The organism is Corallococcus exercitus (assembly GCF_003611585.1).
GTDB lineage: Bacteria > Myxococcota > Myxococcia > Myxococcales > Myxococcaceae > Corallococcus > Corallococcus exercitus.
Window position 1 is genome coordinate 1 of record NZ_RAVW01000327.1, and the last position, 11,288, is coordinate 11,288.

Here is an 11,288-nt window from a genome sequence, read left to right on the forward strand (position 1 = left end):
GTTCAACGCCGGGGCGCCGATAAGGCCCATGACGCCCCCCAGCACGCCCTCCAGGCCTCCGCTCTTGAGGATGTAGGCGTCCGCGCCGGAGTTCTTCGTCTTCGCGTCCAGCTCCTGCTCCGAGATGTCGGAGTAGAGGACGAGCTTGGCGGTGACGCCCTTCTGGGTGCGGAGGTACTCGACGACGTCGTCGCCGAACATCTCCGGCATGTTCACGTCCATGAGGATGAGCGCGAACGGGCCCTCGGTGAGCTTCTGGTTGAGCGTGGCCAAGTCCTGCGCGCCACTGGCCTCGTAGCCGGCGGCCGTCAGGGCCCGGACCGTGAGCTCCAGAAGCATGGGGCTGTCGTCAATGACCAGTACGCGGGACATCGTCCTCCTCAGGGGCTCCCAGCGCACAACCCTACACCTTTGGGTCACGTTGGACCATCGAAACGGAGAGCAGGCGGCCGGTCCGGTCCGGACGATGGACCCTTGACCCCCTTTCTCCCGGTCCTGGATACTTCACTGCCTTGACCCCGAACTCCTCCCCCCTCCAACGCGCCTTGCGCATGGCGCCAGACCGCACGGTGGCCGCCCAGGCCCGGCCGGAGCTGGAATTCTTCTGCTTCCGCGTGGGCGAGCTGCGCTTCGGCGTCCCCAGTGAGAACGTGCTGGAGGTGCTGCGCGCCGGGCTGCTCACGCCGCTGCCGCGCACGCCGTCCTTCATCCTGGGCGTCACCGGCCACCGTGGCCAGGTGCTGCCGGTGGTGGACCTCCTGCGCTTCCTCAGCAAGGGCGAGGCGCGCATCGGTCCGCGCACCCGCATCTTCGTGGGCGTCAGCGGCAGCTACGTGTCCGGCGTGGTTGCGGACACCGTGCTCGGCCTGCGCCGCATCCCCGTGGCGGACATCCTGCCGCCGCCCCTGGGCGGTGATCAGGCCGCGGAGCACCTGCTGGGCGTCGTGCAGGGCGCGGGGCCGGCGGACGGCCTCAACCTGCTCAACTTCTCCAAGCTGCTGCAGACGGCCCGTCAGCGCGCGGTGGTGCGATGAGCGGCAACGTCCTGCGCGACGAGCCGGCCTCCGGGCTGGACGGGGACGCGGAGCGCGCCCTGGGAGAGGTGGACGTCCTCTTCTTCCAGATTGGTGATTCGGAGTACGGCACGGACGCGTCGTCCGTGCTGCGCATCGACCGCGCGCTCCCGGATGATTTGACCGTGCGCGACCTGGGCCTGCCCCACAAGGGGCACCGGGCGATCGTGTTCGACACCCCCGAGGGCGAGGGCCACCTGAAGGTGGACGGCGTCAACGGGGTGCGCACCATCCCGCTCGCCGGGCTGCGCCGCATGCCGGCCGCCGCCGCGGCGGCTTCGTATGCGGTGGGCGTCTGCCTGGATGAAGAGGGCGGCCGTCCCGTGTTGCTCATTGATTTGGCGGAAACCTTGAAGACGCAAGGAAGGCACTGACACACATGTCCCTGGAGAGCCCCAACGAGAAGCCCGCGAAGTCCCGCGGCGCGAGGAAGTCCCCGGGCGTGAAGGCCGGCGCGGAGTCCGTCATCGCCAACACGGTGGCGGATCCGTTCAAGCCCTTCACCGACACGCTGATGTCGGTGCTGTCCGGCAACCTGAACGCGCGCGTGCCTCCGGACCGCGTGCAGGCGGACCCCAGCGGCTTCGGCCACCTGCTCAACCAGGTGCTGGAGCAGTTCTCCTCCGCCGAGCACCGCAAGCAGGTGGCGGCCCAGGAGATCGATCAGGCGCTCGACTCGCTCATCATCCTGGTGCGCGAGGGCGACCTGTCGCGCTGGAACACGTCCACCGAAGACCCCCAGCTCGGGCCTCTCCTCGAGGGCTTCGGCAAGGTCATCGAGACGCTGCGCATCTTCGTGCGGGAGATCAACGAGGCCGCGCTGCGGCTGTCGTCCTCCGCCAACCAGGTGCTGGCGGCGTCCACGCAGCACGAGACGTCCTCCACCGAGCAGGCCGCGGCCATCCACGAGACGACCGCGACCATGGAGGAGCTGAAGCACGCCTCCGCGCAGATCGCGGAGAACGCGGGCAGCGTGGCGCGCGTGGCGGAGGAGACGCTGGGCGCGGCCCGCGCGGGCCGTGGCGCCATCGGCGAGTTCATCCAGGCCATGCAGCAGATCCGCAGCGACGGCGTCGCGGTGGCGGACTCCATCTCCAAGCTGTCCAAGCGCGTGGAGCGCATCGGCACGGTGGTGGAGGTGATCGACGAGATCGCCGACCGCTCCGACCTGCTGGCGCTCAACGCGGCGCTGGAAGGCAGCCGCGCGGGTGAGGCGGGCAAGGGCTTCTCCATCGTCGCGGCGGAGATGCGCCGGCTGGCGGAGAACGTCCTGGAGTCCACCAAGGAGATCAAGAACCTCATCACCGAGATCCGCGAGGCCACGCAGGCCGCCGCGGGCGCGGCGGACGCGTCCAAGCACGCCACGGAGTCCGGCGAGAAGCTGGGCGCGGTGGCGGCGCAGGCGGTGGAAGGCATCCTCGCCGGCGTGCAGGAGACGAGCGACGCGGCCCGGGTCATCAACCTGGCGACCCAGCAGCAGCGCACGGCCACCGAGCAGGTGGTGGCGTCCATGGCGGAGATCGAGGACGTGACGCGCCAGACGACGCAGGCGTCGAAGCAGGCCACCGGGGCTGCCGCCGAGCTCACCCAGCTCGCGAGCCGGCTCGCGGAGCTCATCAAGCGGTTCAAGGCCGACTAGGCGTTCTCCTGAGGGGAGAAATGGGTCGAGGGGCGCCGCAAGCGCCCTGACGCCCGCGACCCATGGACACCGAGGCCCTCAAGAAATCCCTCCTGAAGAAGTTCCAGGAGGTCACGGCCGACCGACTCCAGAAGATCCAACTGGGAGTCATCGACCTGGAGAAGGAGACCGCGGAGCAGGCCGCGGACGACGTCGCGCGCGAACTGCACACGATGAAGGGCGAGGCCCGCATGCTGGGCCTGGCCGCCATCGGGCAGCTCGCGCACGCCGCCGAGGACGTCCTGCGCGCCGAGCGCGAAGGCAAGACGGCCACCGAGACCGCCACCGACGTCATGCTCCGCGCATGCGACGTGCTGTCGGACCTCATCGAGGACCTGGACGCCGCCCACACCGGCTCGAGCACCACTGAGGAGATGGTCAAGGCCCTGTCGGAGGTGTCCGGCCACCCGGTGCCCGCGCTGGGCCCGGTGCGCAAGCCCGCCGCCGCGCCGCCCAAGCCCGCGGTGCAGGCTCCCGTGGCTCCGGCCGCTGCTCCGCCCGTCGTGGCGCAGGCCCCCGTGGCTCCGGCCGTGCCGGCGACGCCCCGCGCGCCGGAACCCGTGGCCGCCGCGCCGCACCCTCCCGCGAAGGAGGAGGAGGCTCCCAGCGCCGCGAAGGCCAGCTCCATCGCGGACCGCAGCATCCGCGTGAACGTGGAGGTGCTGGACTCGCTGGGCCTGCTCGCCGGCGACCTGCTGGTGGAGAGTGCTCGCGGCCGGCTTCGCAGCGGGGAGACGGCGCAGCTCTTCGAGCGCTTCAGCCGCCTGGGCGACCGCTTCCTGCGCATCTCCGAGGAGGTGGACGTCCCGGACGCCATCCGCACGGAGCTGGAGCGCGCGGAGGCGGACCTGCACATGCTGCGCGACGACGCGTTCCGCTTCGTGCGCCGCAACGGCGACGGCATCAACACGCTGCACGGCAACCTGGCCCAGCTGGCGGACCACGTGGCCGAGGCGCGCCTGGTGCCGCTGTCCACCGTGTTCGACGCGTTCCCTCGCGCGGTGCGCGACATCGCGAAGACGCAGAACAAGGAAGTGGACCTGGTCATCGAGAACGCCGACATCGGCGTGGACCGGTCCATGCTGGCCGACGTGCGCGACGCGCTGGTGCACCTGTTGCGCAACGCGGTGGACCACGGCCTGGAGTCCCCGGACTTCCGCCAGCAGATGGGCAAGCCCGACACGGGCCGCATCCGCATCCGCGTGCGCGTGGACGGCGACATGCTCCACATCGAGGTGGAGGACGACGGCCGGGGCATGGACACCGAGCGGCTCAAGCAGGTGGCCATCAACAAGCGTCTGCTGTCGCCGGTGCAGGCCGCCGCGCTGTCGGAGCGCGAGGCCATCGAGCTCATCTTCCGCCCCGGCTTCTCCACGCGCGAACAGGTCAGCGAGCTGTCCGGCCGCGGCGTGGGCATGGACGTGGTGAAGCGCAAGGTGGAGACGCTGGGCGGCTCCGTCGGCGTGCAGAGCCGCCAGGGCCGCGGCACCACCATCACGCTGCGCCTGCCGCAGTCGCTGGCCCTCATGAAGGTGCTGCTGGTGCGCCTGGGCGACGACGTCTACGGCATGCCCGCCGCGGACGTGGTGGCCGTCATGCGCATCAAGCCGGATGACCGCATGGAGGTCTTCGGCACGCTGGCGGTGCGGCACCGGGGCAAGCCCACGGCGCTCGTGGCGCTGGGGCCGCTGTTGGGCCTCAACGGCGGCAACCGCTTCGACAAGCCTCCCGCGGTGGTGGTGCGCCACGGCGACGACTACGCCGCGCTGGTGGTGGACGGCTTCGTGGACGAGCGCGAGGTGGCGGTGAAGCCCTGCGGCGGCGAGTTCCTCAAGGGCGCGCCGTTCATCGCGGGCACGGCGGCGCTGGAGGACGGGCGCATCGCGGTGCTGCTGCACGTGCCGGACATCATGACGGAGGTGCGCCGCATGGCCCGCCCCGTCACCCAGGCGCCCGCCAGCCGCCGGCTGCGCGTGCTGCTGGTGGACGACTCGCCCATCGCGCGTGCGACGGAAGGCGCGCTCGTCAAGGCGCTGGGCCACTCCGTGGAGGAGGCCCAGGACGGCGAGGAGGCGTACGTGAAGGTGCAGACGAACACGTACGACCTCATCCTCACGGACGTGCAGATGCCGAAGCTGGACGGCTTCTCCCTCACGCGGCGGCTGAAGGGCACGCCCGCCGTGGCGCGCATTCCGGTCATCATCCTGTCGTCGCTCGCGTCGCCGGAGGACAAGCGGCGCGGCCTGGATGCGGGCGCGGATGCGTACCTGGTGAAGGGCGAGCTGGGGGTGGAGATCCTGGCGCAGTCCATCGATCGGCTGACCTGAGGAGCCTCTCGTGGGCGGCGGCACGGCGGTGACGGGACTCGCGTTCCGGGTACTCCTGGTGGGGCGGGGCCTGCGCGGGCTGGTGCGCGGGCTCTTCGACGGCGAGTCGCTGGTGGCCGTAGGCCCGCCGGAGGCGGACTTCGTGGGCGCGGAAGGGGTGGTGCGCAGGCACTTCCCGGACGTGCTCCTCGTGGACCTCATCTCCTCGGAGGCCCTGGGCGCCATCGAGCGCATCATGGCCATGCGCCCCACGCCCATCCTCGCGCTGCACCCGGGCGTGCTCACCGGACAGCAGGCGTTCCAGGCGCTGGCCCTGGGTGCGCTGGACGTGATGGACCGGCCCATGACGCCGGGGCCGGACTTCTGGCACGCCGTCAACCGCAAGCTGGTGATGCTGTCGCAGGTGAAGGGCGTGCGCTCGCCGCCTTCCTCGCCCAAGCCGTCGCGGCCGGCGCAGGAGGGGCCCACCGCGCCGTTCCCCCTGGTGGCGCTGGCCGCCTCGCTGGGCGGGCCGAAGGCCGTGGCGCAGGTGCTGCGGATGATTCCGCGCGGCTTCCCCGCGCCCATCGCCTACTGTCAACACATCAGCCAGGGCTTCACGGAAGGCCTGGCGCACTGGCTGTCCACGGAGACGGCGCTGCGCGTCGTCGAGGCGACGCACGACGCGTGGATGGAGCCGGGCACGGTGTACATCGCCCCATCGGGAGGACATCTGCTGGTGAAGCCGGACGGCCGTCTGGAATTGGATACGGGCCCTGCCCTGCGGGGCTTCCGGCCCTCGTGTGACATGCTGCTCACTTCGGCCGGGGAGGCTTTCGGCAAGCGGTGCATCGGCGTCATCCTGACGGGCATGGGCCGCGACGGCGCCAGGGGGCTGAAGGAGATTCGCGAGCGGGGAGGGCGCACCATCGCGCAGGACGAGGCCACGTGCGTCGTCTACGGCATGCCGCGCGAGGCGGTGCTCCTGGGCGCGGCGCAGCAGGTGCTGCCGCTGGACGTCATCGCACCGACGCTCGTGCAGTGGGTGGACGCGTGCTGAACGTGGGCAACAAGGTGCTCCAGCAGCTGTCCGCGCTCCTCCTGGAACGCGCGGGGCTGAAGATCACCCTGGATGGCTACCACAGCCTGAGGCTCGCGCTGTCCACGCGCATGCCCGCGCTGGGCCTGAGCGATCCGGAGAAGTACGTGCAGAAGCTGATGAGCGCGAGCGGCGAGGAGGAGCTGCGCTCGCTCTTGCCGCTGGTGACGGTGGGGCACACGGAGTTCTTCCGCGACGCGAAGCAGTTCCGCGCGCTGGAGCAGAGCGTGCTGCCGGACCTGCTCGCGAAGGCGCGGCGCGAGATGCGCAAGGTGTCCATCTGGTCCGCGGGCTGCGCCACGGGCGAGGAGCCCTACAGCCTGGCGCTGGTGATGGCGGAGCTGGGCGCGCTGTCGGTGGAGGTGGACCTGTGGGCCACCGACCTGAACCTGGCCGCGGTGGAGGCCGCGCGGCAGGGGCGCTTCTCCACGCGGCGCGCGATGGCCATTGGCCCGGAGCGGCTGAAGCGCTTCTTCCGCCAGGTGGAGGACGGCTACGAGGCGTCGCCCATCCTGCGCGAGTACATCCGCTTCGATGGCCAGAACTTGGCCGCGCCGGTGTTCGACAAGGTGGCGCCCGCGTCGCTGGATCTCATCCTCTGCCGCAACGTCATCATCTACTTCGACCTGCCTACCATCCGCGGGCTGATGGACCGCTTCCTCGCGGCGCTGCGCCCGGGGGGGTTGTTGTTCCTGGGGTACTCGGAGAGCCTGTTCAAGGTCTACGACCGCTTCGAGATGATCGAAGTGGACGGCGCGTTCGTGTACCGGCGCCCGCTGGGGGATCGCCCCCGTCCGCCGCCGCCGCTCGCGCCCATGGCGACGGAGCCGCGCCCGGGCAGCCCGGAGTCCTTCGCCATGGAGCTGCGCCAGCGGCTGCAGGCCAACGCGGAAACCGCCGCGAAGCTGCGCACGGCGGGCGCGTCCCCCGACGCGGCCGGTGCCCGGACTTCGGATGTGCCCGTGCGCCGGCCCACCACGGAAATGCCGGCGGTGGGCCCGCTGGCGGGGCGCCGCACCGGCGAGTTCCCAGCGGTCCGGACGGAGCCGACCCGCACCGGCGAGTTCCCCGCCATCCGCCCGGAAACGACGCGTCCTGGGGAGCCTCCGCGCCGTCCCGCGGACCGGCCCACCGGCACCTTCGCGGCGGTGCGCGTGGAGCCGCCCTCGTCGCGGCCCCTGGCGGAACCAGCGCCCACGCGCCCCAGCGGTTCGTGGCCGCAGCTGCTGCCGCCCGCGGAGCGCCTCAACATGGCGGTGCGGAAGATGGGAGAGGGTGACTTCCCTGGCGCCATCGAGGGCGTGAAGCGCCTGCTGGTGGACGAGCCCTCCGACCTGGACGCGCTCCTGACGCTGGGCAACCTGTACTCGCTCACCGGCCGCATCAAGGAGGCGCGCGACACGTTCACGCAGGCGCTCCAGCGCGAGCCGCTGTGCGTGGAGGCGCGCGTCTTCGGCGGGGTGGCGGCGATGCAGGCGGGGAGTCTGGCCGAGGCGCGCTCCGAGCTGGCCAAGGCCCTGTTCCTGGAGCCCACGCTGGCCATCGGCCACTACCTGCTGGCCCAGGTGCAGGAGCGCACGCAGGACTTTGATTCGGCCCGGCGCAGCTACCGCAACGCCGTCGCGCAGCTGAAGTATCCGCAGCGCCCGTTGGCGGGGCACTACCCGGAGATGCTCGACTCCGCGGAGTCCATCTCCCGCGCGGCCCGCTATGCGCTGGCCGCGCTGGAGGAGCAGCCGGGCTGAAAAGAGGCCCGGCGCACGGGGGGCCGCGTCAGTCCAGGTTGCCCTTCACCTGATCCAGGCTCTTGGACGGATCCAGCACCGCGCTGAACTTCTTCTGCAGGTACGTCTTCGCCTGGCTGCGCAGGAGCATGCCGGGGTCGGTGCCCTCACCGGACACGGCCTTGTCCGTGATGACGAAGCTGGCGTCCAGGTTGATGCCCATGACCTTGCCGGCGAGCTTCGCGCCCTCGTCGCCCTGCCAGTCGGACTTCACGCCGTACTTGCTGCCCCAGTACTGCAGGAGCTGCTCGACGCGCTTCTTGACCTCGTCCTTGGGAAGGTTGTGGGGGACCTCGAACTTCAACATGCCCATGGCGTGACTCCTGTTTCCGCGAAAAGGGTGCGTCCGCCCGGTTTAGTGACACCGGGCCGGAAAGGGAACCGCCGTCTTCGGGGGGATGTCCACCGGCGGCCTACCGGGCGGCCTTGCGGCGGGGCTTCCCCGCCTTCACCGGGGCGGGCTCGGTGCCGGGCTCGGGTGCCCCGGGCGGGGTGCCCCAGCGCGCCAGATACGGCCCCAGGTCGAACTTCTCCGCGGTGCGCGGGGAACTCATGGGCCGCACCTTTCCAATCACCGGGCGCTCCTGGAAGGGCCGGTCGTGCAGCCCCAGGACCCACATGAAGTTGGAGACGCTCGCGGGGTCGCGCCCGTCCACCGCGTAGGTGTCGTTGAGCCGGGAGATGCGGGTCAGCGCCTCCTCCGGCGTGGGGCTCCACTCCAGGATCTTCTTCCCCCAGAGCATGCGCAGGTAGTTGTGGATCCGCCCGCGCTCCCGCAGCTCGCGCTGGGACGCGTTCCAGAGCGCGTCCTGCGTGCGGCCCTGATCCAGGTCCTCGAAGGAGTAGAGGTGCGGGCGCGGATCCTTCCGGTGCCGGGCGAGCGTCTCGCGCGCCCAGGGGGGCAGGGAGTCCACGCTCAGCTGCTTCGGGCCGGGCGTGTGGAAGCAGTAGTTGAAGCCCAGCTCGCGGCGCACGAGCAGCTCCTCCACGAAGGCCTGCACCGCCGGGTGGTCCTTGCCCTTCGCCGCGATGGCCGCGCGCGCCGCCTCTCCCGGGAAGAGGTTGCCCCAGTGGAAGAAGGGCGACAGGTTGGACTGCTGGCCCAGGCCCGGATCATTCCGGCCGGTGTCGTAGCCCTCCAGCCGCTCGTGGAGGAACGCGTCCAGGGCCTTCAAGCCCGCCTTGCGGCCGCCGCGCTCGGCCAGGGGCTTCACGGAATGATCCAGCGCGAACGTGTCCAGCGCGGCCCGCGCCTTCACCGCGTCGGAGAGTTCAAAGTCCGGCTGGAGCTTCGCGCCGGACACGCGCGGCTTGCGCCTGGGCAGCGTGCGCTCCAGGTACTCCGGCCATAGCTTGCGCAGCTTGGGGCGCAGCGCGTACGCGCCCACCTGGGCCGCGGGGATGCGCTGCATGGGCACCACGCAGGACGCGTCCACGGCGATGAGCGGCACGCGCAGCGCCTTCGCCGCGCCGCGCAGGTGGCCCGGGATGATGTACGTGGGGAACAGATCCGACACGACGGCCGCCGCGCGCCTGCCCAGGCTCGCGAGCCGGGGCGGGTGCTCCTTCTTCGTGCGCGGCAGCTCCAGCCAGTACGGCAGGCCACGCGCGGCGCAGCCCTTCGCCATGTCCGCCATGCCCTCCAGCGCCCACGCGTGGAGCCGCTCAGACGCGTAGGGGTAGTCCGGACGGATGGCCTGATAGACGACGACGGGCAGGCCCAGGTGGTTGCCCAGCGCGATGGCCGCGTCCAGCGCGTGGTTCTCCTCCCAGCGATGGTTCACCATGCACCAGTAGAGGACGAAGTCGCGCTGTCCCTGGGGGAAGGGCGCGTCGTTCACGGCCTGGATGCGCGCGGAGTCGACGCCGAGTTCGGACCACGAGAGGCCTTCGGGCATGGGCCCGCGAGAATCTTCGACGCGCGGCGGAAAACCAACACGCCCGCACGGGTTGTGGTTTTCTGCCGGACGGCCGGACCCAAGGAGCCCTACGCGTGTCACACCGTCGAACCTGGAACCTCCCTGTCACCGTCCTCGCGGTCGCGCTGATGCTGCCGGGCCTTGCGCTCGCGCAGGCGGGTGGCACGGGCGTGTACCCGGCGCCGCAGCCGCCGCCTCCGCCCGCGCCGGGCATGTACCCGGCGCCGTCCTCGCAGGCCGAGCCGCAAGCCGCTCCGCAAGAGGAGCCGCGGCCCGTGACGCCCTCCAACGACGCCTACGGCCAGCCGTCGCCCGCGCAGCCGTCGAATACGGACGCGTATCCGCCCACGCAGGCCGCGCCGCGCACGAACCCGGATGACCCGCAGGCGCCCCCGAGCGACGCGCCCCTCGCGCCGCCGGATCCGGACCGCCTGCGCACCGAGCCGCAGGCCCCGCTGACGGAAGGCCCGTCCGGCGTGCGCCAGGAGTCCACGCGGGACGAGACCGCCACCGCGGCCTCGCGCCTGCGCCCGCCGCCGGAGGACAACGGCGTGTTCCTGGACGGCCAGCGCCGCCGGGGGCCGTTTCTCTCCGGTCCCGGCAGCATGCGCTTCGTGCTGCACCACACGGCCCTGGGCGCGCTGGGCGGCTTCTTCACCCAGGCGTTCTCCAAGGACTTCAACTTCGACCGCAGCTCGCGCGAGTCGATGCTCGCGGGCACGCTCATCGGCGCGGGCCTGGGCTTCGGCGCCTCCGCGTGGTGGCAGTTCAACAACTGGGTGGACACGCCCATGGCGAACTTCACCGTCCTCAACTCGGGGATCGGCGGCATGTTCCTCGCGGGGTTCATGGACCTCCTCACCCAGGACGCGGGCGTGCTCACCTGGTCCGCGTTCCTGGGCGCAGAGCTGGGCGCGTGGCTGACGGCGGGCATCGGCGGCGGGCAGCTGCCGCTCTCGGACGGCCTGCTGGTGGCCTCCGGCGCGGGCTGGGCGGCGGCGTATAGCGCGCTGTTCCTCGCCATCGTGCACTTCTCCGGCACGTCCATCTCCGGCAAGACGTGGAAGGACCTGCTGCTCATCTCCCCGGGCGTGGGCGCGGGCGTGCTGGCCCTGGCGACCATGCGCTACAACCCGACGTCCTCGCAGATCCTCCGCGCGGACCTCTTCGGCGGAGGCGTGGGCGCGGCGGTGCTGCTCATCTCCGGCCTGGTGCTGGGCGGCTTCAACCAGTCCACCCCCTACGTGCTGTCCTTCCTGGGCTCCGCGGGCGCCATCACCACCGTGAGCCTGCTGTGGGAGGAGAGCGTGGACCGGTCCGCCGTGCGCAGCTCGACGGGGGCCAAGGACCGGCCCTACAAGAACGTCTGGTGGTAGACGGCCTGGCGGACGGGCGGGCAGGCGTCATGGCACGCGGGGGAGGGCGGCAT

At 71.4% G+C, this 11,288-nt stretch carries 10 protein-coding genes; 7 read left to right on the plus strand and 3 right to left on the minus strand.

The window, feature by feature from the left end; all coding sequences use genetic code 11:
• Positions 1–372, minus strand: a 372-nt coding sequence (locus D7W79_RS30640) for a response regulator (protein ID WP_147442131.1), incomplete at its 3' end; no start/stop codon positions are given.
• A gap of 179 nt (positions 373–551) precedes the next feature.
• Here D7W79_RS30640 and D7W79_RS30645 point away from each other — a divergent pair.
• From D7W79_RS30645 to D7W79_RS30670, 6 genes are all read left to right on the plus strand, one after another.
• The gene (locus D7W79_RS30645) at positions 552–1,034 is read left to right on the plus strand and encodes a chemotaxis protein CheW (protein ID WP_120528919.1); all 483 of its coding nucleotides are present in this window, start codon (positions 552–554) and stop codon (positions 1,032–1,034) included.
• Positions 1,031–1,447 (plus strand): Frizzy aggregation protein FrzB, encoded by a 417-nt coding sequence (locus D7W79_RS30650; protein ID WP_244222061.1) that lies wholly within the window; start codon positions 1,031–1,033, stop codon positions 1,445–1,447. Before D7W79_RS30645 ends, D7W79_RS30650 begins: the two co-directional genes overlap by 4 nt.
• 5 nt (positions 1,448–1,452) lie before the next feature.
• A complete protein-coding gene (locus D7W79_RS30655; protein ID WP_120528920.1) occupies positions 1,453–2,712 on the plus strand; it encodes a methyl-accepting chemotaxis protein in 1,260 nt (419 codons plus the stop codon).
• Positions 2,713–2,774: 62 nt separating this feature from the next.
• Entirely contained in the window at positions 2,775–5,078 is a 2,304-nt protein-coding gene (locus tag D7W79_RS30660) for a hybrid sensor histidine kinase/response regulator (RefSeq protein ID WP_120528921.1), read from the plus strand.
• A gap of 10 nt (positions 5,079–5,088) precedes the next feature.
• Entirely contained in the window at positions 5,089–6,117 is a 1,029-nt protein-coding gene (locus D7W79_RS30665; RefSeq protein WP_120528922.1) for a chemotaxis protein CheB, read from the plus strand.
• Positions 6,111–7,901, plus strand: a complete 1,791-nt coding sequence (locus tag D7W79_RS30670; RefSeq protein ID WP_120528926.1) for a protein-glutamate O-methyltransferase — start codon at positions 6,111–6,113, stop codon at positions 7,899–7,901. Before D7W79_RS30665 ends, D7W79_RS30670 begins: the two co-directional genes overlap by 7 nt.
• 28 nt (positions 7,902–7,929) lie before the next feature.
• Here D7W79_RS30670 and D7W79_RS30675 read toward each other — a convergent pair whose 3' ends face one another.
• Both D7W79_RS30675 and D7W79_RS30680 read right to left on the minus strand, forming a co-directional pair.
• Positions 7,930–8,253, minus strand: coding sequence for a polyhydroxyalkanoic acid system family protein (locus D7W79_RS30675; RefSeq protein WP_120528923.1), 324 nt, complete (start codon positions 8,251–8,253; stop codon positions 7,930–7,932).
• A gap of 100 nt (positions 8,254–8,353) precedes the next feature.
• On the minus strand, positions 8,354–9,838 hold the full coding sequence (locus tag D7W79_RS30680) for a deoxyribodipyrimidine photo-lyase (RefSeq protein WP_244222062.1): 1,485 nt from the start codon (positions 9,836–9,838) through the stop codon (positions 8,354–8,356).
• A gap of 95 nt (positions 9,839–9,933) precedes the next feature.
• On the opposite strand from D7W79_RS30680, the gene D7W79_RS30685 reads away from it, so the two are divergent.
• A complete protein-coding gene (locus D7W79_RS30685; RefSeq protein ID WP_171435922.1) occupies positions 9,934–11,235 on the plus strand; it encodes a hypothetical protein in 1,302 nt (433 codons plus the stop codon).
• Positions 11,236–11,288 lie beyond the last annotated feature (53 nt).